Consider the following 21,929-nt stretch of genomic DNA (forward strand, 5'->3'; position numbering starts at 1 on the left):
TTCTCCTTATATTTATAGAACGGTAAACTCAATTCGACGGTTTTTCTTTCTTCCTTCTGGAGAAGTATTATCTGCGACTGGTTTAGAGGAACCTAAACCTTCCGCAGATAAATGGTCTGCCGGAATACTCTTACTAATTAAATAGTTTTTTACTGCCAATGCTCGATCTTGGCTAAGTTTTAAGTTTTTAGTCGCATCACCTGAACTATCTGTATGTCCTACGATTTTGACTTTTTTACCGCCTACTTTATTTAAAGCAACAGCCATCTCATCTAGAATTTTTTGACCGGCATCAGTTAACACTGCACTGCCAGATTCAAACTCAATAATTCGATTCTTCAGTGCATCATCAATAATTTTCTGTTCAGCTTGATTGACTGATAACTGTGAATACAGTTGATACGGAGGCTGAACTAACCCTTGAAAAGACTGAATGGTCGGCTGAATATCTGCTGGATTCAGCATTTTTCCACTCAACTCAAATCGAGTACCGTTTACGCTTAACTTACCTTGCGAGACTTTTCTAAGATCAGGTGTAATGACTCGTGTAACAGAATCACTCCATCCATTTGGAGCAGCTACCGGTCTAACTTGTATTTTATCTACAACCTGATCTGCACCATAAACAGACTGCATTTTTAATAAGATAGCCTGTTTACTAGCCTCGTTAGGAACTACACCTTCTACAACAATGGGCTGAGCCAAAGCATAATTAGCAACAGCATAGATAAAACAGCCTTTTATGAGCTGTGAAAGTTTAGTTTGATATCGTTGATTCATTATTATTCACCCAAAAAAGTCTGTCTAAATAGTTTTAAGCCTTGATTTAAACTTAATTGGCGTTGGCACAATGATTGTTCTAGCGTAGCTAAACCAGCATTCTGCTCCAAATAAGTATCAATCCACTGAGCTTCTATTAAGGAAACCCAGTGTTTACTATCCATATTCTGAGTAAAAATATCGCTAAGGGCTAAAATATCAGCACCTTGAAAACCGAAGAATAATACGGGTTGCTCTCGATGTAACAAGCCTATGAGTACCTCAGTATTATGTTCCTTTAAAAAACGGCAAATAATACTGACCCAAAAAGCTGCTATTTCATAACTGTAAGCAGGATTATTAATAGGCAAAATTAAAACTTTATTTAAGCGGCTGGTTCCATTTTGTAAAATTGGCTGTAGCAATAATCCCAGCCCAATCATACTTTGCGCTAATTCATAAATACTTAACTTCATTAACTGAGCAAATGAGTGCATCGTATGATTTTCATAAAAGCCTACACATTCTCGTTCAGTTAAAACCTGAATTTGATTTTGTAAGTGACCTAATTTTCCAAGTAACAAATCTGAATCTTTAATGCCTTTTAAAGCGCGATTGTTTTGAAATAAATCAACAAGCACATGTTTATAGCTATATGGTGCATATAACAAATTATCATACGGCAAATCAATTTCTAATAAATGGCTCAGCACCATTGGAAAAGATCGACCTGAACTATCTTCACTTGCGAGTAGGTTCGCAACCAAAAACATATTTTCTTTCGGATTTGCAATAAAGAAATCCAATGAAGGCAAGGTGCTATAAGCTTCTTTAAAGCTGCCCGATTGCATCGCATATTCCAATGCTTCAGTAATCCACTGATCAAGCAACTGTATTAAAACATTCTGACCTTTTGTTTTTAAAAAGTCGCCTCGTGCAGGACTTTTGCCGTAATACAAAGGAGTGGTTTTTAATGTTTGCATTAGTGCTTCTCCTTTCGCATAGAGGTTATTTTCCATGTCATGGTTTAACTCCCGCAGAAGGCTGAGCGAATGCTGCAACAGGATTTTCTGTTTTTGCTGGAGCCGCTTGAGCTGGTGCCTGCTGAGCAGATACCACTCGAGCTGCTTTATCGGCAGTGACTTTATCAACCAGTTGCATACCAGAATAACCACGGCTTGAACCAATACTGCCTGAATTACTGCTGATTAAACGGAAATTCATTTTCACAACTAATGATGGGTCCGTCTTACTACGCCAAAGCATTTCAAATCCGCCATTTTGTTCTTTACGTTGAGCACTATCAATTAAACGGTTAATACCATATTCACCTGGCTCATCAAAAATCGTGTGCGTTTGACCTTGTAAATCCACAGCAGTAATACGAGCACCCGGAATGCTGCCTTGGTTTGGCCAAATGAAGTTAACCCACTGCTGCACACCATTTTCATAAGTCATACGCTGACCATCAATATCAACGGTATATGAAAGCAATTGTGGATTTGGAATTGGGTAGAACTGGAAGTTAGATTGGTTGGTTGCTGGTGCTGCTGGAGCTTGAGCATTCAACTCACCTGTTGCCATACCGTTCGCTGGGGTAACATATCTTTGGAAATTCATGACGAATTGAGGATTTAAACTAATTCCTAAATCTTTCCATGTCTTAGACGTTAACGTATAACCACGACGGATCACAAATGGATCAAGACTTTCTTTTACAAAGCGTGAAATACTACCGTTCTCACCTAAAATTTGACCAATTTCACTGCTTGTAGCTTGCAAAGAAGCTGATGAGTTAAATGGATATTTCTTAGCAAGATTTGCTGTAAATGGTTGATAAGCTTGCATTACCCACAATTTATTAATTTCATCTTGTGTCGGTGTAATTAAACTCTCGAAAGCCTGCGTAAGTGGACTAACCACCAATTTTTGTAGTAATCGCTGATCAATTTCATTGAAACCAACCGCCATTTTTTCATCTACAATTTTTTGCGTCTGGTTAAATACAGAAGTTTGCTCATTCAGGGTTTGCTTGACTAATGTCATCGCATTAGGCCCAACTTCACCTGCATTCTTAAGCTCGTTAAACTTGCTACGAACTAGAGCTAAATTTGTCATATATTCATCAAGTAATGATTTACCTTGTTGATCATCGCGTTTGCGAACCAACTGATAGAACATTTGATATTCTTGAGAAATAGCACCCTGAGCATTAGTCGCCACTTGATTAGCAGCCTTATCATCATGATTTAAAACTTTACGTTTAAACCACGCAACAAATCCTTTTTGTGGAGCTGCGAGCTCTGCTTGCACAACTGGATTATCCCAGTTTGTTTCGATTGCCACTCTTTCAATTAAGGTACGAATCGGAGAGTTCTGCGGCTCACCTAAAACATCAATATTTTTTACTTGCTGAGCAAATTGGCCAGCTTTAGCATAATGAATACCACTTAGGAATTTTCTCCATTCCGCAATATATTCTTGCTTATAGAGTGCCGTCAGTTGCTTTCTAATTTGTTCAGGGCTGCCTGAGAAAGTTAAATCATCAGATTGACGGCTATTTAACACCCAGTCTTTACTATCTGTTGGCTTATCTGCGGCTTCTTCAATCGCCTTTTCTACATAGTCATTCCATGCTTTTTGAGTAAATACGCCTGGCAATGCATAACTGCCCAATACAACATTTTTATTTGCCTCACCCACAATTTGACTTACAGTCAGCGCAGGGAAACGTACCGCAGCACGCATTTTTATTTCGTTATAAACACGATCACGCGCAGGCATTCCTCTGACAACAGAGAGCAATACTTGACGTGTTTGATCAACAATTTGCGAATCTGCATCTAAAATTGGAAATTGTTTGTCATTTGCTAAAGTCATTGCATATGACAAGATCTGTTCAGCTTCCTGAATCATATCTGCACGTGGCATTTGGCCTTTATTGGCATCAAGCCAAGAACGCCAGAAACGCGTAACCTGATCGCTTAAATGACTTGCATCCATATACTGTGGATTACTCATCATTAAATATGCTTTTAATGCATTGTAAGCATCTTGAGGATTTGTGTCTGAAGGTTCTAAATATTGTTGAGACTGAGCAGTTTGTTTAATCTCAACATTCGTATGATTGGCTTTTAATGTTGCTTCATTATTTTTTACGCGTTGCAAATATTGAGCAATATTTTGCTGTGTCGGTGTTAAGACAATTTGCTTAACGCCTTTTAAATATTCCGCTTTTAGTTTTTCACGAAGTTCGTTGCCCTGATATAAACCAAAACTAAACTTAAGTGGTCTATTTTCATCAAACTCATCTAACTGCTGTAGACGTCTTTGAAGAATAAGTAAAGCTTCTAACTGGGTTGATAATTGCTGGCCTGAAGATTTTTCTAATTGAACAACCTTATTTAAATCTGCTTGAACTTCACCAATCAATTGCTGGTTATTGCGATATGACCAAACCCAGACACCAAGAATAATTGAAACACCTGCTAAAGCGCCAATAAATGCAATGTAACGCTGACGTTTTCTGCCAGCATTTACATGCTGCTTAACAAGATCTTTATCTTTTAAAATAACATCTGAAAATAGACCATTTAAGAAATAACCGTGGTTAGGGGTAATTTTTGAATGATCTTTTAAATCACTTTGAGCAATTTGAGTTAACTGGAATTCCTGTGCAATTTGCTCGGTCATTGGACTTTCAATTACACCTTCCTGCAAAGCACTAGTGAAGTAGAACCCACGGAAAACCGGTTGAAATTGATATGGATTATCTTCAAAAAGTGTCGCAATAAAGCTCTTTAAAGCTGGTTTTAATGTTTTAAATTCTAATGGGAAAGTCATTACACTTGGAGAGATATTCTGCGAATGGCGGCGACTTAAATGAGTCGAACTTACCCCTTTTAAACCATCGTAAAGAATATTGTAATGTTTTTCGAATAAATCTACGGCATTGTGGGAGGAACTCTGTTCATAAGGAAGAGTCGCGCCCCAAGCTTGGTTATATTCCTGAGCTTCATAAAATTCAAAAAACTCAGTAAAACCTGCAATCAAATCCATCTTCGAAAAGACTAAATAGACAGGCACAACCACTTCTAAACGCTCAGTTAAATCTTGAATACGAGCACGTAAATTTTTAGCAAGCTTTAGCGAATTTTCAGGACTTTGACTAATCAGCTCAGCAATACTGACAATTAAAATCAAACCATTGACCGGAGCTTTAGAACGGTTCTTTTTTAGAATATTTAAGAAACCTAACCACTCAGAATGATCTTCGCTATAAACAGAATAACGACCAGCTGTATCGAGTAAAATACCTTCTGTAGAGAAAAACCAGTCACAATTTCGAGTACCGCTTAACCCAGCAGATACCATTTTCTGATGCGTTTCTTCAAAAGGAAACTTTAAACCAGAGTTATAAATAGCTGAACTTTTACCTGCAGCGGGGTTACCAATAACCATATACCAAGGAAGCTCATAGAGTGCAGCATTCCCTTTTTTATCACCCAACTTAGATTTACGAATCAGTTGAATTGATTCTTTCATTTGTTGATTAACAAGCTGAAGCTCTTCTTTATCTTTATTTTTTCCGTACTCAGCTTGATTATCTTTTTCAATCGCTTCAGCTAACTCTTCACCTTGAGCAGCATGTTTTCTTCGTTGAATAAGCCAATAGATACCATAAACAATAAGACCCAAAGCATAGGCAGTCGCTAAAGCCCAGAATATATGACGGGGAATTGAAGTATATGAAGACATCAATGCCACGAACAATGACAAGGCGATAATTGCTTTAGGATTCGTGATGTACTGCCACAAGTAGCCTAAAATTGTATGCATTCTATTCTCGTTCTAAGTCCAAAGTTTAAATTAGTTATTCAACACCATCACATCATCTTCTGAATTTTCGGTGACATGCTGCACAAACGTATGTGCTGACACCGTATTTTCACCAAAGACAAAAGGAATGATATGTTCAGGGAAATGCATACTCAGCATAAAGCCATAAATATCAGCTAAATGTTGGGTATGCCCTAATGAAGATTTCACATAAATATAGTGATGCGGTTCTACAGGTGTTTTAAGAAAGTGTTGCTGCAATTTCTTCGAAACTCTTATATCGGTCTGATCTGACAATATCAGCACATAAGGTTCCTCACCCTCATGCTGAGGTAAATCATTAAATTCAAAGTTAGTAAAAAGCTTCGCTGTATCTTGTTGGCCCACAACCACTTTCAGTGCTTTAGTAGGCTTTAATTCTTGAATTTTTACTAAAGGATCTGCAAGTAAACAGCTTGCTGCAAATTCAGCAGGAATATAATCTTTAATCATCCAAGATTTTTCATCGACTAGATCTTGATCAATTTCTGAATCGGCGACGACTAAAAAGAACATCTCATGCTCTCTTTTATGAATGCCTTTTAATAGGTGTATCAACTCTTGATAAGCTAATTGCTCTCCAAAAAAATGATATTCAATATGAACCTTTTGCGGAGCAATACCAATCTCAGCAAAGAACTCTAAAATTAATTCATTACTTTGATCATCATTCCAGATATGTAGTAAATCCTCCGAAAGAAGGATGTGTATATTTAAACGATTTAAACGGTAAACTTCGACTACAGGCATTTGAGCATCGTCATATTCAGACTCGGGATCAACCCATGCCGGATGCATAAGATATTCACGAGATTGTTGCGACTCATAAAATAAAGTCGAACGTTTTAAATGCTCTGCAAGAAGATATAAGTTTTCTACATTTTGTTCTAATTGCTGTTGTATTAATGACATCATACGAACTTGTCGTGGAGATGCATACTCACTCTCCTCATGATTATCTTCATCCAAGTCTTTAATACGATAAGATAATAGAGGCAATCCATAAGAATTTAACAGTTGATCATCTAACTCCGGGCTTTTGAAGTTTTGTAGCTGCTCAATAATTGTTTCATTCTCACCTAATGCATGTACGGCAAAAGCAGAGTAAATATTAAAATCTAACTGTTCGAGTGGTGCTTCACTTACAGTGATTTGTTTTTGATTAGCATCATCTTTATCTTGATTGATAGCTTGTTCTTTCTTGTCTTTATAAGCTCTATAGGTACTATAAATTAACCATGGCGATAAGATCACCAAGGTAATAATTGCTGGTAATAGCAGGAAATAAAGGAAAAAATCACCCTTATCAGGGTTATATTGAACATCACGCCAGTAGAAAATAATAAATCCACTAACCACTGTAAAAATAGCAATAAATGAGAGTAATATTTTTTTAATCACATTCTCTCTCCAATAAGGCTATAGCAAGTTTCATGACTATGTACGTTTGGTTGTCGTGATATGAGAAAAGAACCCTGCCCTAAACCATTCTGGTTATTCTTAGTTAGACAAATAGGTTGTATTTCTGACTCATCCAATACGAGTCGAAGATCTATAGATAAAGTTGGACTACACCAAGTTTCTACAATTTTTTTTAATTTTAAACTCAACTCTTGATTTGGGAGGAAATTTAAATATTGCTGACGCTTTAGTGGTCCAATCTGAATTTCAATTTTTCCATCAATTTGCTGAATGGTTTCCCCACAAAACGTATTAATGCCAAGTAAGCTCGGCTGACTTCCACCTAAAGTCGTTAATTGATCACTCGCTAACTTAAAAGATTCTTGTATAAACTCTTTAATCGTAATTTCATGCTTAAAAATACAGGACAGCATCGTTTTTAATGCATGAACTGTATTATTCTGGCCCTGCATTAATCCAGAAAACTCTGCAAAATAGTCATCAAGCTCTGTTTGCTGATGTTGGGAGCGCACATAGCCATTCAACGCATGCAGAATATCTAAATAATCGTTTTTATACTCAGTCTCATATCGAATCGGTAAATTATATGTAATGCTGGACTCTACATATTGAGCAGTAAGCTTATGGTTAAATAAACTCAGAAACTCTTTAGTTTCAGCTCTTTGCTGCCGTGGGGCCTGTTTAATCTTATTGGTATATGTATAAGGTAAAGCACCTTGGATACCTGTAAGACCAACAATTAAATTCGTGATATAAATCCGCTCATCCGTTAATTCTAAATTTTCAATTTCAGTAGCAGGGAAATTTAAATTAAAGGATGTCTCAAACTTGAAATGATCACTCCAAGATGAACCAACCGCACGACTTGAATCGTGCCTTAATAGACGTGTTGCTTGAATAAATTCAAAAGACTTTGGCTTGTTAAACAGCTCAGCTGTTATAGAAGAGTCTTGCCACCAACGTTCTGACTGCATTGGTATAACTCCTGCTGAGATGAATAATCCTTAACAACCAAATCAACGAAACTATTAATTTGAACCTTTAAATTAAAAACACGACTTAACAATTGGCTAAAAATGTATAGGCTATGCCCTCTGAATACAGATGAATCAATTTGCAACTCAGCCTTCACGCCCCTTACAAACATTGGGAATGGTTTACCATCTACTAGTTTGTGAGTAAGTGAAAATTCAAGATGTTTAATTGATTCAATAATTAGATAATTTTCTTTTGATAACGGTAAATTATATAAAGCAAGTAACTCTTTAATATGAGATACGGCATCACCTTTCATTAAAGCCAAACTATTTAATGAAAGGTGTGAAATGACACGCCACTGCTCAGTCTGGCTTTGCCCAAATTGATAAGGTTTAGTCGGTCTTTTTAAAACAATGGCACGTCTGGCCAGACTACTATCATTTAAGTTCAATATATTATTAGACTGCCCTAATGCTTCATGTGGCAAGTCACGATTTGAACATAATAATTTTGTACTAATAAAATCTGAACGTGTTGAAGAAGGATTTAAATTTTTAGAAATAATCGAATATCCCATTTCAACGAAATTGGGTTGTAGTTTTTGATAGTTTACTGAATAGAAAAAGCGAGCCTTGTCTGCATGGTAGTGGCTCATCGCAAAAAAAGGCAGCACCGGAACATAGCTTTCTTCGTGACTAGTTTTTTCACGCACCATATTCATTTCAGTAATTGAATAGACTTGATAAAACTCAGGATGATGTGCATCTGTAATTAATGGATATTCTAATTGCTTGTGTACGATTTTTTGAGGTTCAGCATATTTTTCAAATAAATTAATGACTGGTGTGGTAAATAATTTAAAATTAGCAACATTCAACTCAGAATAATTTCGAACTACGGCTTGATCATTTAAATTTAATTTAAAATGGATAAGCAGTTCAAAATCATTCTCTTCTAGAGATAGATTCTTTAAAAAGTCTAAATCTAGCTTAAGATAATTGAATTTTTCAGGAAAACAGAAATACTCCATGAGCAAACGATACGCATGATGAGTATGTTGATCGAGTGGTAATAGACTTTCTTGCTCTGAAAAACCAGTTAACTCAAATGGATTTTTATCCAACGCTACAACTTTCTGCCCTGTTTTTATGGCAAAAGTTGTTTCCTTCTTAAAAATACTGTCTAGTAATTGAAGCGGAAAATTAGAAATTGCATCTAAATAAATAGGAAGCTTTTCATTTATTAAACATAAATGAGCATGGTTAAAAATTTCAAACTTAAAAGTTAAAGTCGCATTTTGACTTAAATGCATATGTGCACTAGGTGTACTTTTGAACTCTAGCGCTTGCAAACTTATCGGGAGTAATTTGATTTCTTGCGTGGTATTAAACTCACACTGAACACCTTTAAAACTGCGAGACTTCAAGACTGTCTGTGCAGGAACAATATGTGCTTCTGTGAGCTGTTTGATTTTATTTATATCTTCGAAACTTACCACCGAACAAGCAGGAAAGTGACGTAAGTATTGAGGAAACATCACCTCAAATAAAGAACGTGTAAATACGTCATAACTATCAGCAAGTTTTTTATCAATGCGAGCAGCAATTAATGAAAACGCCTGTATTAGACGCTCAATATGCGGATCATCAATCTGCTCTTGATTTAACGATAAACGCTGAGCAATTTTCGGATATTTTTGGGCAAATTCTCGAGATTGCTGACCAAATTCCTGTAGTTGTTTTTCGTAAAAAGGTAAAAGCTCTTCTATCACAACACACCCACTACGCTTAGGTTCTCGCCGAAATTACATATTGTTGCGTTGTCGGTTTTAGCAATGCATCAAAAACGACAGGTTCATACAGTGGATGAATATTGAGATAAGCCTGAATGCTTAAACACAATGCCCCCATATTATGACCATCCAACAACATCTCTACCCGTATTTGTCTTAATCTGGGCTCATGAGCTGCAATTGATTGTTCAATTGATTGGCAAATCTTGTCTCGATCTAGCGGGTTTGCCGTAGAAAGCCCCACAAAATCAATAATCCCAAACTGAAGTATAGATTTTTTAACTAGCTGATAATCATCGACCACGTGGTCCAATTTAGCGACCCGACTATTCAGCAAGTCTTCTAAATCTTTCGCTACCGATTCTCTTAATTGCTGAATAGAAAGACCTTTTGCATAATCTTCACTTTCAGGAATTAAGCGATCAAACAAAGTTGAACGAAATCCGTATGGATAAAGCCGATCTAAATTCATTCGAGTTCACAACAAGCATGCTTAAAGACAGCAGAGGCTAACTTTATGTCAGCCTCCACAAAATATTCACTTAAATAATTATGCTGCGTAAGAAGCAGTATTATTAGAAAGTGACCATTTCTTAGTAACAGCACCTTTAGCAGTACCGTTAATATCTTGTTGGTTATATGTCCACTCAACAGCTGCGTATTTCAAACCAAACGCTTCAGTTGGAACACCTTCTTCGTTAACTGTTGGAGTTACACTAGAAACAAGAACATGCTTCAATTTAATTTGTAAGTACTTGATGCGTTTGTCACCATTCGCACGATAAAAATCAATTTGTACTTCATCAAATGTATAACCAGCTGAACATGCTTCCCATAATTTCGGGCTAGTTGCATCTAGGTCTTTAATAAAAAGCATATCTGAATGTTCAACACGTTCAGCAGTATGACCACCAACACTACTTGAAGTAGCAGATTTAGGTTGACGAATATTGTGAGACCAAGAGTTAACTTCTAACCAGCCTTTGTGCTCAGAATCACGAGATTCGCCATCAACTTTATACTTACCGCGAAACTCAACGTATATATCTTTCATTTAGAACTTTCCTATTTTTAATTTAAAGTTATTCTTTCGCTGACCTTTATTAATTTGAGGACTGAGGTAACTCAGTAACAAGTCGTAAAGAAACTGACAACTCATCCAGCTGGAAATGTGGTCGTAAGAAAACCACAGATTTGTAGTGACCTGGTTGAGCAGGATCTTCTACAACTTTTACAGACGCTTCACGTAGAGGGTATTGAGCTTTCGCTTCTTGGGAAGCACCGTCGTCAAGCAATACATACTGTGACAACCACTCATTTAAAAATGCTTCAACATTTCCAGCAGAAGCAAAGCTACCCACTTTATCTCGCATCATTGCTTTTAAATAATGAGCAATACGTGAAACGGCCATGATGTACTGAATTTGACTTGATAAAGCAGAGTTTGCATTTGCTGTATCATTGTCATATTTTTTAGGTTTTTGAGTTGATTGCGCGCCAAAGAAAGCAGCGTAATCTGTATTTTTACAATGTACTAAAGGAATAAAGCCTAAATCGCTTAGTTCTTTTTCGCGGCGGTCAGTAATCGCAATTTCTGTTGGGCACTTGAATACCACTTCGCCATCTTGTGTTTTAAACGTATGAACTGGCAAGCCTTCTACTAGACCACCACCTTCAACACCACGAATTGCAGCACACCAACCATGCATATCAAATGCATTTGTTAAACGCGTACCGAAAGCATAAGCAGCATTCATCCACAAATATTCGTTGTGGTTTGCACCTGAAACATCTTCAGCAAAGTTAAACCCTTCTGTAGCTGTTCCTTCTTTTGGATGATAAGGAAGACGACCAAGCACATGCGGCAATGTTAATGCGACATAACGAGAGTCTTCACTGTCACGGAATGAACGCCATTGAACATATTCAGCCGTTTCGAAGATTTTTGAAACATCCCTAGGACGATCAATGTCTGTAAATGACTCAAGACCCAAAATGCTTGGGCTAGCAGCTGAAACAAATGGTGCGTGAGCTGCTGCTGCTACATGAGAGATTTGCTCAAGCAAATACATATCAGAAGGCGTACGGTCAAACTCAAAATCACCAATGAGTGCTGAATATGGCGCACCACCAAAAGACCCATACTCTTCTTCATAGATTTTTTTGAATAAAGTGCTTTGATCAAAGTCTGTAGCACCTTGAAAATCTTTTACCAACTCTTTTTTAGTCGTATTTAACATACGAATTTTAATGAGCGGATTAGATGGTGTTTCTTGACAGAAGTAGTAAAGACCACGCCAAGTTGACTCAATCTTTTGGAATTGCTCATTGTGCATGATCTGACTTAATTGATTTGAAATCAGTGCATCAATTTCGGCAATACGCTTATCAATTGATAAAGTCATATTTTCAGAAACTGTAATTGTTCCTGCCATTACTTCTTTGGCAAGTTCGCCGATTAAGCTTTTCGCACGCGAATGTTCTTCTTCATTTCGGGCAATACGGCTTTCTTCAACAATCGAGTCTAAAAGATTAACTTGTTCATTTTCAACAAGTGACATTGCTGCGGATTGAGTATTATTCATGATCAGCCTCCGCACTTAATTTACGGATCTGATCAGTACTCTTAAGCACTTCATCAAGCAAGTCTTCTAGACGCTCACTGTTCGAAATCTTATTTCTCAAATCAGTTAAACGCTCACGTGCTTCAACCAGTTTCTTTAATGGGTCAACCTGTTGAACAACATTTTCTGGGCGAAAATCTTCCATTGACTTAAATGTTAAATCAACTGCAATTCGCCCACCCTCTTCAGTCAGCGTATTATCTACCTGAAAAGCTGCTCTTGGAGACAATGACTCCATAACTTCATCAATATTATCTAAGTCGACATTGATGAATTTTTTATCTTTTAATTTTGTACGTTCAAGCTCAGATGCTGCTGAAAAATCGCCCATTACACCAACAACAAATGGTAGTTCCTTCGCTTCTTTTGCATCACCAATTTCAACATCATATGTAAGCTGAACACGTGGAGGTCGAATTCGCTGAAGCTTCTTTTGTACGCTTTCTCTCTTAGCCATAAGATTCTATTCCTGATTATTTAATTAAAGGGTCAAAAGGCGAACTTTTTGATTTATTAACATTGGCTACAGGGGCAGTTTTTTGTTTAACCGCAGTTGCTTTTGCTGGAGTTGCTACTCGTTTAGTTGCTGTTCTGGAAGTAGTAACTCTGTTACGTGTTACAGTTTGTTTTTTATAACTTCTTCGTTCGTTATCAACTGAGCTACCTTCTGAAGCAGCCTTAACATTTGAAGTATCAGGCGCAGGCATTGAAGTATGAATATTTTCAATTAACTGTTTAGCGGGTGGGTACGTTACATCGTTGCTTAAATAACGCATTTCCTGACTTCGCATTTGCTGCAATGAGTTATTTGCAATGCTTACACCAGATAAAAATAAAACATCTGTTATTAATGAACCGCGTATATTTTGACTTTGCAATTGACTAGCCAAATTCAAAGCCTTAACTGGTTGATTGGTTTGATAAAACCGCATGGCTGCTTTAGCTAATAAATCATTTTTTTGAGTCGTATTATCACTATCACAAACTTGCTTAAAAATATTCAATAGCTCAGGATCATTTTGGCCTTCTGCTAACGGATTCTTTTTAATACAACTTTTTTTAAGTTTTACAGGCTCTAGTTCTGCTGCTTGAGCACCTGATAGACCGATAATGTTTCCAGTCAGAAAAAGTATCAAAATACTTCGTTTCAACACAACTTTCATTCCTCTGTTTTCTTATTTATTCAAGGCTTTACTGAAAAGTTAATATTGAGAAAACATTAAAAAATCAGACTATAAACCTTATATTCAAAAAATTTATGCGCAGTTTATCATATAAACAAACATATTTTATATAAAAATCATATCAACTTAAACTAAAAGTAAATAGTTAAGATGGTTATAAAATATAGCTTAATAAAGTTATTCTTATAAAAATATAATATTGTTATTTTTTGTAATTAAAAATAAGTTGTTGATTTTAATCAAATAAATAAAAATAAAAACTGAATGAAAAATTTATTTAAATATCATTTATTTAGTTTTTTTGAAACATTTGCTTAACAATATTTAAGTTTATATTAACTACAAGGTGCTTCTATTTGGTTACGAAGAAACCATCAAAACTTATAGTAAAAAAGTGCGCTACAAAAAACCATGAAACTTGTCAAGACTAATCTGTCTATCTATTATACTTTTTAAATAAATTTAGTTTCCATGATAAAGGTTAAAAAGTACCCCCCCTAAGCATGCTTTTTCAATATATTTTCATCAAAAATCTAGAAGCAAAAAATTAAGTTTGTTTTTGTAAACATAAGGTAAATAATTATAAAATATCTTAGTTCATTTTAGTTTTTCATAAATCAAAATGTTTATTTACTTAGCTGAATAACAAAACCGCTATTTATATCTTCCACGTCTCTTACTAAAATAGTTTCATCAATATTCAACCTAATGATTTACAACAAAATGATGAAACGGAATATAGCTGTTGTTTTATTTTCAAGTCTTGCTTTAAGTGCTTGTGCTAAATCTACTGAGACAAATCATAAACCATCAAAGCCTTCACCAGAACTTCAGCAAAAAATTCAACAATTGGTTGAGAAAACCAAAAAGAATATGATCTTTGTTGAAGGCGGTATCTATCTGATGGGTGATTTTGGACTAGTAACACCAGAATTAAAAAAAATGGTTCCAAATAGCATGGCGGTGAAAAATCCCAAGGGTAATACTGAAAAACCTGATAACCAGCCTTTCTCTCCAGGGGATAATAATAAGACCCTGCATAAAGTCACGCTTAGCAGCTTTAATATGAATGCTTATAAAACAACGTTAGAAGACTTTAATATTTTTACAGCCGCCACTGGACAAAATGAGAGTGCAGATAATAACCGATATGATCAACGAATTGCACATGAAGTAGCGACTGGTATGGCGTGGCAGCAAGCTAAAGACTACTGTCAATGGTTGGGACAGCAAGTCGGAACTCCGATGGATTTACCTACTGAAGCTCAATGGGAATATGTTGCCCGAAATAAAGGGCAATATACTCTATTTGCAACTAATACAGGCCATATTGAAGAAGGAAAAAACTTATGGAGTATGGAACAATATGATCAATATATTGAGAAAAATAGCCCCTCTACTGCCGTAAGTATTCCCGTCCTAGGGCAGACACCACCAAATCCTCTTGGTTTTTACGACCTTGTCACCAATAATTATGAATGGATGAATGATTGGTACGATAAAGATTATTATAAAGATTCACCTATTGATAACCCAACAGGACCTAAAACTGGAACTGAAAAGGTATTACGCAGTACCTCACCAATGGGGGCCGATAACTTGATGATGGCTGATGGATTAAATATAGCTAGAACTAAAGCTTTACCAACTCCAAATGAGGAAAATAAAACCAAGTATCGTTTATATTCTGCCCGTTGCGTCGCTAATGTTCAACAACCTATAAAATAGTTTTAGGCCATATATGAATCATCTGAGTTCTGCTCATAATTCGCTGCAATAAACAGTTCCGCATCAGTACCATCTACCTCAACAGATGGTACTATTTCAGTATTTAATGCAATTAAAGTATCTGCATTGATAATACTTGGTTGTTCAGCCATTTTTTCTCTTAATTTTTCTAATTCTCTAGGATTATTCATTGGCGCTTTTTCATGCAAAGGAATAGTTTTTACGATTTTAGAGCGTAATTTTTCATATTGCTCCACATATTCACTACCACGCCCAACAGTATCTGAATTAAGAGCATATTTTTTAACAAAATCGCTAGCTCTTGACCAGAATCCATCATGAAAATATACCAATAATTGTTTTTCCAAGCTTTGAATACTCTGCTGCGATTTCACCCCTCTCAAAGACATCCTCTGGAGTACATTAAACCACTCATCTTCCGTTACAATAGTTTCAAAGATTGCAAGCACAGCCTCTTTATGTGTGGGTAAAAAAGGGCTAATTCCTGTTTTAGGCATATCCGCAGCATGAGTATATTCACTATGCCTTGTCATCTGATAAATTAACATTCCTTTAGCATTTGGTGTGGCCATTTTTAGCCAATCAGGTTGCCGTTTAATTTTATTTGCTAAATCGACAGATGTTTTTGCAATAGAGTATTTGGCATTAAATGTTTCAAACTCTCCTGCTATATCACTTAAAATTTTTGCTGTTAATGAATCATTACCTAATGCAATTACAGCCAACTGGCTTAAATTAGCAAAAGCGTCTTTTGCAATAAAACCCAACACGGTAAATTGAGCTCGTAAAAGTTGATAATGCACCCATCGTAATACTTCGAGAACCTGGCTAAAATCAATAACGAAATCTAACGCCCCTTTTGCACCTAACCCGACACATAAAGCTGCTTTTGCTCTAAAACGGAATTGGTTGCGTTCTAACCAGTAAAATAATTTAAAATTAACACCCGCCCCTAAGCCAGCACTTACAGCAAAATCGACAGCTAAGCTGGCTAGAGGTTTAAAATCTTTAGCTTCAGGTGAAAGCCACTGAAACTCTCCAGATGGTTTAATTCCCGCTTCTGCACCAGCAAAAGCCTCAATTTGCCCCTCGGAACTTGCACCACTACCAGGAATGATGGTTTCATCTCGATCCATTGGCACAAATCTTGGACGGTTTTCTCCCATATTATTGGCTAGTGAAGGATTTCGATTTCTTCTACCATTAGCAGCCAATTGTTGCTGTCCATTTTTACTATAGCTTATCTCTAGGCCAATTCCAGCAGCCACTTTTGCACCTGCAAAACCATAGAGTTCCATGCCAATGATAAATCGAAATGCACCTAGATCAATGTCATCAAAGTTCAGCATCCAACCTTTATCACATGGAATTACATAGGTGGTTTTTGCCTTCCCTTCAAACAACACTAGCTTTCCTTGAGCATTAACATTCGCCTTAGCATTCACCTCACCACTTTCAGGCTTCCAGCTCGCACTTGTCGATAAGCCAGCGCCACCAACACATCTTAACCATTGTGATTGAATATCAACCGTTAAGTTGTCTGAGAGCTTAATTTGTTCAACAAAACCCGCACTAAAAGCAGAGAAATCCCAAACTTTAGTTCCCGTTTGTTTGGAATATTTCGCAAGATCTAAACTGACTTTTTTAAATTCATTATGAATAGTCTCTTGGTTGATTTTCTTAAAGTCTTGTTTTATATCCTTAAGTTTCTTTAACTCCGTCCCTAAAACCGTTACCTTAAAACTTTCTTTGTTCTTTTTCTTTTGTTGCAACTGCATATATCTGTCAGTACGCAGATAGCGACGTCTGAAATCAAACTCCTGCGTGTTACCATTTGGATTTTTCTTTTGACGCGCTTCAAAAGTAATGACTTCTGTTAGATCAGCCGCTTTTTTAAAGTTTTTATTGAGTTCTTCTTCGATCTTTTTCTCTGCTTCTTTTATTTCTTCTTCTGCTTTTTTAACATTAGAAACACTGCCAGATTTTATTGCTTCTGCTAATTTATTTTTAGCATCAAAAGAGTTTCCAAATAATTTATCTAGTTTTGAACTTTCCTTTTCAAATTCAGCATAATCCTCAGCTGAAAGAACTATCATCTCCTCTCGATGCATATTTAAAATAACAGGTGGTTTTCCATTGCCCTGCAAAGTTACTGTCGTATTCTTATCTTGTTTTGTTATTTTCGCAACAGACTTCAACTGTACAGTGACATAATTCTTTTTACTCATAGTTGCAAAATGCTGTATGTCTTTTTTCTCTGGTTGAGCAGACATATTTACGAATTTAAATTTTACAAATATAACCTCACCTTTTGGCGAATATAAAGGTGGAGTAAAACCATTTTTATCTACAACAGTCATTTTGACATTAGGTAAACTAATTTTCTTTTCCTTACCCTCTTTGTCAAAAGTAAAAGTGTCAAATGGAATATTATCAGCTAGTTTATTCCCCCTAAACCCTTCTATTTTATAGCGATAATATTGTTTGATTTGATATTCTATAGTAGTGATTCCTTGCTTTTCTTCTTTTATATGGAGACCTGAACTACCATTAATATTAATGGCTTTCTCCCACTCCGAATCCTTTCTTTTAATCCAAAGATCATACTCACCAACTGGCAGATGCATTTCTTTAGTAAAACCTTTCATGTCAGTTTTAGCTTCTCGGTTCTGACTCAAGCTTGGACCTTCGTGTACATCTTTATACTTCGCCATATTTTGGGCAATCGTCTGCGCTGGAATAGGTTTATTTTTATAAATGGAGTCTAAATCCAACGGCTGCACAAGAGGCTTAGGATTCTTAGCATTTCCTGTAGCTATTGCTAGTTTATTTATCTGTCCTGGCCGTTTTCCCTTTTCAGTTACAGAATAATCCATTCCATGGCAAGCAATCGTATCATTATCAGGTAATACATTAATAAATAGCTTTAATTTAATCTTATTCATCATTTATTCTTCTTCAAAAGTTACAAAACCATCGTGAACGTGATCTTCTAAACTAATTTGGATTTGCTGAGGGCCCTTGGTTGTGATCTTCTGTGTTTTACCTTGACCATCTGTCACACCACTGGCCATTTCCCCATTCGGTAAAATCATTAAATATTTTTTATTTTTCAATGGATTTCCATCCATATCTTTAGCTATATAAGTTAAATGGTAATCTGGCAACATTGCCAATTCTGGATTTTTCGTTGCCACCTTGGCTCCGCCCATAAACAAATGCTGCCCTGCTTTCACCTCAAGCTTACCGCCCGTAACAGGGAAAATACCTGAACCATTCAGCTTAACTTGAGACCCACTTGCAGTCAGATTAATTTCAGTTGGGCTAGTAATATAAACCGTATCTTCAGTTGAAGTAATTTGCACACCTTTTCGAGCAATCACATCTAAAGCATCACCTTGTGCCTGAATTTCTACTTTACCTTGACCAGCAAAAAGGCGAGCGCCTTCTTGGGCTGCAAATAGACTAATTTTTTGGCTCGCATGACTCACTATATTCTTTTGCGTACTGATATTAATGCTATCTCCAGCACTTTGAGTAAGCTGACCATCTGCACTAACATAGATGTCCTCATTACTACTTACAGCAATACTTTTTGGAGATGCCAATAGCATCACCGCTGATAGGAACTCAACAGCCTTTTTAGGATCTTCTTGTTGGAGAACTTCAATAAATGACTGAATATTTTCAAGCACATCTAGTGGATCAGTTTGCTGATTTTTGGCAACGTCGCTGAGTGCCTTGGCATTATTAAGGCCACCGTCGATTTGTTGTTTGGCCTCATTTGCATCAAGATGTACACCTTGAGCTTGATCCTGCTTGTGGGTACTAATGAGTAAGCCACTGCCTGCTCTTACCGCGCCCCATTGGTCTGTTCTGAGTTCGAAGCCATCACCACGACCTTCGCTTGTCGCGCTGTCTTTTGGATGGCTTAAGTTACCCAAGTTTAGCTGACTGACAGCATGGCTACTTTGTAGCTGGGCACTGATTTGCCCTGTGGTGTCATCAAACCGTAGCTGGTTAAAACCTTTACCATCAACTTCTTCTGAGCGGATACCACTGAGCTTTTTAGTGTCGGGTAGCTGACCTTTCTGATCGAACTGAGTTGGGTGACGTTCAGCCTCATGAATACGTCCCACCACAAATGGACGGTCAATATTGCCGTCAAAGAAGTCGATGACCACGATCTCACCAACGCGAGGCAAGAATCGCGCTCCATAACCTACGCCTGCCCACGGGGTCAGCACATCGACCCAAGCGGAATCGGTGTAATTGTCGTTACTTCCTGCTCCACCATCATGGCTATGGTCATCAGTTCGGGTAAACAAGAAGCGAACTTTAATGCGTCCCCACTGGTCTACATGGATGCTTTCGCCCTCTAATCCCACCACTCTAGCACGCTGTGGATAAGCCGCTGGTCGGTGCTCGAGCGGGTTATACTCAGGAACAGTTTTAATATTTCTACGCGACAAGATGAGCTCATTACCCTGACGCTCAGTCTGGTCATTTGGCCCTAATTGATAGTTTTGCCATTGGCTTTGACTAATAAGCTGGTTGACTTGTTGCTGCAAATCTTTTGGTAAGTTATTTTGCAAATAAAAGCTTTTGCCAACAATCAGAAACTCTTTGTCTGACCCGCTATGCGTATCTATTTCTGGATGTTCATTAAGTTCAAACCAATAACCGACTTGCGCATCACGTACTGTGGTTTGTGCACGGAAGTATTTCGATTGAGACGCATAATAATCAGATAGATTTTGGTTGAGTTTTTCCAGCTGTTGGTGACTCGATGCGGTGGCTTGACCTTCTCCATTTAAGTCTTGCATCCAAGCAGGACTGACATGCCAAGCATGTTCTAGACTTAAACTCGCATTATCCTGATTAGCACTATGACTATGCTTTGACTGAACACTCCCCATACCTTCTTCTTGACTTAAGGCATCAGCCTGCCAGCGTTGCACATGCACGGCTGTAGATTGCAAGTTTCGAGTTGGCACAAGGCTCGTCATACTGTCTTGTTGTTCAACTGCGCTACTACGGTGATAACGGATATTTCTTCGATTTAGAGCTAAATATGATTCATTATTATCAATTAAACGTAATTTTTGCAGTTGAATCTCATCTGACCTATTGGTAACAAACAACTGAGCTTCATCAATTAACCAGTTAATGCCTTCACTACGCCAAAGTCGGGTTAAAAAATCATAATCCGTTTCATTACTTTGCATAACAAAAGGTCGAACATCGTAGTTTTCAGTTAAACTTTTTAAATCTAAAGTTAAGCTAGACGCAAACAATGGGCTTTTGTTCTGCCATTCTGTAAATAGAATTTCAGTGATATCCCGTACACTTTTACTGATAAACACGCGGCTATTTCGGCGTTTATGCCATAGCACGGTCGGATCTTGTAGTTTCAATTTATACAGCGTTAATGAACCATCACTCTGCCCCTGACTGGCTTCGGTAATAATTCCTGTAGTTCTAAATAGCTGCCCCTGATCAGTTACCTGATCGACTGCAACCTGACAACCAATAAATTGTTTTAATGAAATATGCGCATTAGTAGAGAGACAAAATAGATCGACAGCCAGCCCTTCATTTAACTGATGCTGCCCTTCAATACTTTGTAAAAAGACTTGAGTATTCAACGATGGATTAGAAAACTGAATATGAAGCACGCGTTTTTGCGAACTAATACCCAAATCTTCTAGAATTCTATGCATATGAGATAACATCTTTTTATGAAAATTTTGTCAGGATTGGCATTATTTTATAAAATACAGACACATCTGTCTATTTTGTAAAGAAAAACTTAACCATATGAATACACTAGTGGATGAAAATGATATTCGTGATAAATATATAAAAATGAATTAACAACTTACGCTATGAATTCACTTTTAAAAGTTCTTAATTTTTTAGTATTCCAAGAAATACATTTTGAATTTGAGCCTGATAGCCTTTGTCATGCGCATCCAACATTAATTGCTGAGTTAAACGTCCGACTTCATCATAACGTTGTTGCTGGCTAAGACCATTTGCATAGGGCCGTAAAGTCTCTCTATGTAAATCATCGCACTCAAAGCTAACAACATCTTCACCATTTAATGCCATGCCATAGACATGCCCACAACCATATGTCAGTCAATCTATTTACTGGTCGTATGGTTGTAGTTCGATTATTAATTCATCATAAAAATGTTGCCAGACATGAAAAAACCTATCAAATGGATAGGCCTCTTATACTAATAGAATGAATTAAAGAGATAAAAATATTATTAATTTTCTAGATCTAAATACCAAATGGTTTCACCCCAAGTGTTATCTTTAATTTCTGGCATAATTTCGCTCTGATTAAAATGACGCTTTTGCATGCCATTGGCTGGACTATACCATTCGCTGGTTTGTAGACAAAGCTGACCAGCTTCACAACGTAAACGATTAGCTTCTCCTTCTATATTTCCATGTTCATCTAAAACCGTATACTGGCTTCGAGCATAATTTGAAGAATTTATATATAGAAAAAGGAGCCTAGCTCCCTTT

General features: G+C 36.9%; 14 protein-coding genes and 2 pseudogenes. 1 reads left to right on the forward strand and 15 read right to left on the reverse strand.

Annotated features, from left to right (window positions below; translation table 11 throughout):
* Positions 1–12: 12 nt before the first annotated feature.
* The 11 genes from HL290_RS07505 to HL290_RS07555 form a co-directional block, all read right to left on the reverse strand.
* Complete coding sequence (locus HL290_RS07505) at positions 13–780, reverse strand: OmpA family protein (RefSeq protein WP_198496067.1); 768 nt, start codon at positions 778–780, stop codon at positions 13–15.
* A gap of 2 nt (positions 781–782) precedes the next feature.
* Positions 783–1,742 carry a type VI secretion system-associated protein TagF gene (gene tagF / locus HL290_RS07510; protein ID WP_045436097.1) on the reverse strand — a complete coding sequence of 320 codons (960 nt, stop codon included), beginning with the start codon at positions 1,740–1,742 and terminating at the stop codon, positions 783–785.
* Between the two features lie 37 nt (positions 1,743–1,779).
* The gene (tssM, locus tag HL290_RS07515) at positions 1,780–5,598 is read right to left on the reverse strand and encodes a type VI secretion system membrane subunit TssM (protein WP_198496068.1); all 3,819 of its coding nucleotides are present in this window, start codon (positions 5,596–5,598) and stop codon (positions 1,780–1,782) included.
* 30 nt (positions 5,599–5,628) lie between these two features.
* Positions 5,629–7,038, reverse strand: a complete 1,410-nt coding sequence (locus HL290_RS07520) for a hypothetical protein (protein WP_198496069.1) — start codon at positions 7,036–7,038, stop codon at positions 5,629–5,631.
* Positions 7,035–8,033, reverse strand: a complete 999-nt coding sequence (gene tssG / locus HL290_RS07525; protein WP_198496070.1) for a type VI secretion system baseplate subunit TssG — start codon at positions 8,031–8,033, stop codon at positions 7,035–7,037. Before tssG ends, HL290_RS07520 begins: the two co-directional genes overlap by 4 nt.
* Positions 7,997–9,808: a type VI secretion system baseplate subunit TssF gene (tssF, locus tag HL290_RS07530; protein WP_198496071.1), complete on the reverse strand. Its 1,812-nt coding sequence runs from the start codon at positions 9,806–9,808 to the stop codon at positions 7,997–7,999. Before tssF ends, tssG begins: the two co-directional genes overlap by 37 nt.
* A 16-nt stretch (positions 9,809–9,824) precedes the next feature.
* Positions 9,825–10,301 (reverse strand): type VI secretion system baseplate subunit TssE, encoded by a 477-nt coding sequence (gene tssE, locus HL290_RS07535; protein ID WP_174741559.1) that lies wholly within the window; start codon positions 10,299–10,301, stop codon positions 9,825–9,827.
* A 78-nt stretch (positions 10,302–10,379) separates the two neighbouring features.
* Complete coding sequence (locus HL290_RS07540; protein ID WP_003651052.1) at positions 10,380–10,883, reverse strand: Hcp family type VI secretion system effector; 504 nt, start codon at positions 10,881–10,883, stop codon at positions 10,380–10,382.
* A gap of 49 nt (positions 10,884–10,932) precedes the next feature.
* Positions 10,933–12,414, reverse strand: coding sequence for a type VI secretion system contractile sheath large subunit (tssC, locus tag HL290_RS07545; protein WP_017389328.1), 1,482 nt, complete (start codon positions 12,412–12,414; stop codon positions 10,933–10,935).
* Complete coding sequence (gene tssB / locus HL290_RS07550; RefSeq protein WP_003651049.1) at positions 12,407–12,910, reverse strand: type VI secretion system contractile sheath small subunit; 504 nt, start codon at positions 12,908–12,910, stop codon at positions 12,407–12,409. Before tssB ends, tssC begins: the two co-directional genes overlap by 8 nt.
* A gap of 16 nt (positions 12,911–12,926) precedes the next feature.
* On the reverse strand, positions 12,927–13,616 hold the full coding sequence (locus HL290_RS07555) for a hypothetical protein (RefSeq protein WP_198496072.1): 690 nt from the start codon (positions 13,614–13,616) through the stop codon (positions 12,927–12,929).
* A 744-nt stretch (positions 13,617–14,360) separates the two neighbouring features.
* Between HL290_RS07555 and HL290_RS07560 the strand changes: the two genes are divergently transcribed.
* On the forward strand, positions 14,361–15,365 hold the full coding sequence (locus HL290_RS07560; RefSeq protein ID WP_198496073.1) for a formylglycine-generating enzyme family protein: 1,005 nt from the start codon (positions 14,361–14,363) through the stop codon (positions 15,363–15,365).
* 2 nt (positions 15,366–15,367) lie between these two features.
* Here the strand turns inward: HL290_RS07560 and HL290_RS07565 are convergent, their stop codons facing one another.
* The 4 genes and pseudogenes from HL290_RS07565 to HL290_RS07580 all read right to left on the reverse strand — a co-directional run.
* The gene (locus tag HL290_RS07565; protein ID WP_198496074.1) at positions 15,368–18,334 is read right to left on the reverse strand and encodes an ATPase; all 2,967 of its coding nucleotides are present in this window, start codon (positions 18,332–18,334) and stop codon (positions 15,368–15,370) included.
* Positions 18,335–21,121, reverse strand: a complete 2,787-nt coding sequence (locus tag HL290_RS07570; RefSeq protein ID WP_198496075.1) for a DUF2345 domain-containing protein — start codon at positions 21,119–21,121, stop codon at positions 18,335–18,337. It abuts the gene before it with no gap.
* 202 nt (positions 21,122–21,323) lie between these two features.
* A pseudogene (locus tag HL290_RS07575) lies at positions 21,324–21,596 on the reverse strand (hypothetical protein); the annotation flags it as partial.
* Between the two features lie 68 nt (positions 21,597–21,664).
* Positions 21,665–21,889, reverse strand: a pseudogene (locus tag HL290_RS07580) (hypothetical protein); the annotation flags it as partial.
* Between the last annotated feature and the right edge of the window lie 40 nt (positions 21,890–21,929).

The sequence above is a fragment of the Acinetobacter sp. AC1-2 genome, from assembly GCF_016124155.1.
In the GTDB taxonomy this organism is placed as follows: Bacteria; Pseudomonadota; Gammaproteobacteria; order Pseudomonadales; family Moraxellaceae; genus Acinetobacter; species Acinetobacter calcoaceticus.

What these genes read in the sequence shown, in the direction of transcription:
- HL290_RS07505 (WP_198496067.1), bottom strand. Translation starts at nt 780, where the DNA reads ATGAATCAACGATATCAAACTAAACTTTCACAGCTCATAAAAGGCTGT.
- tagF (WP_045436097.1), bottom strand. Translation starts at nt 1,742, where the DNA reads ATGCAAACATTAAAAACCACTCCTTTGTATTACGGCAAAAGTCCTGCA.
- tssM (WP_198496068.1), bottom strand. Translation starts at nt 5,598, where the DNA reads ATGCATACAATTTTAGGCTACTTGTGGCAGTACATCACGAATCCTAAA.
- tssG (WP_198496070.1), bottom strand. Translation starts at nt 8,033, where the DNA reads ATGCAGTCAGAACGTTGGTGGCAAGACTCTTCTATAACAGCTGAGCTG.
- tssE (WP_174741559.1), bottom strand. Translation starts at nt 10,301, where the DNA reads ATGAATTTAGATCGGCTTTATCCATACGGATTTCGTTCAACTTTGTTT.
- HL290_RS07540 (WP_003651052.1), bottom strand. Translation starts at nt 10,883, where the DNA reads ATGAAAGATATATACGTTGAGTTTCGCGGTAAGTATAAAGTTGATGGC.
- tssC (WP_017389328.1), bottom strand. Translation starts at nt 12,414, where the DNA reads ATGAATAATACTCAATCCGCAGCAATGTCACTTGTTGAAAATGAACAA.
- tssB (WP_003651049.1), bottom strand. Translation starts at nt 12,910, where the DNA reads ATGGCTAAGAGAGAAAGCGTACAAAAGAAGCTTCAGCGAATTCGACCT.
- HL290_RS07555 (WP_198496072.1), bottom strand. Translation starts at nt 13,616, where the DNA reads ATGAAAGTTGTGTTGAAACGAAGTATTTTGATACTTTTTCTGACTGGA.
- HL290_RS07560 (WP_198496073.1), top strand. Translation starts at nt 14,361, where the DNA reads ATGATGAAACGGAATATAGCTGTTGTTTTATTTTCAAGTCTTGCTTTA.
- HL290_RS07565 (WP_198496074.1), bottom strand. Translation starts at nt 18,334, where the DNA reads ATGATGAATAAGATTAAATTAAAGCTATTTATTAATGTATTACCTGAT.
- HL290_RS07570 (WP_198496075.1), bottom strand. Translation starts at nt 21,121, where the DNA reads ATGTTATCTCATATGCATAGAATTCTAGAAGATTTGGGTATTAGTTCG.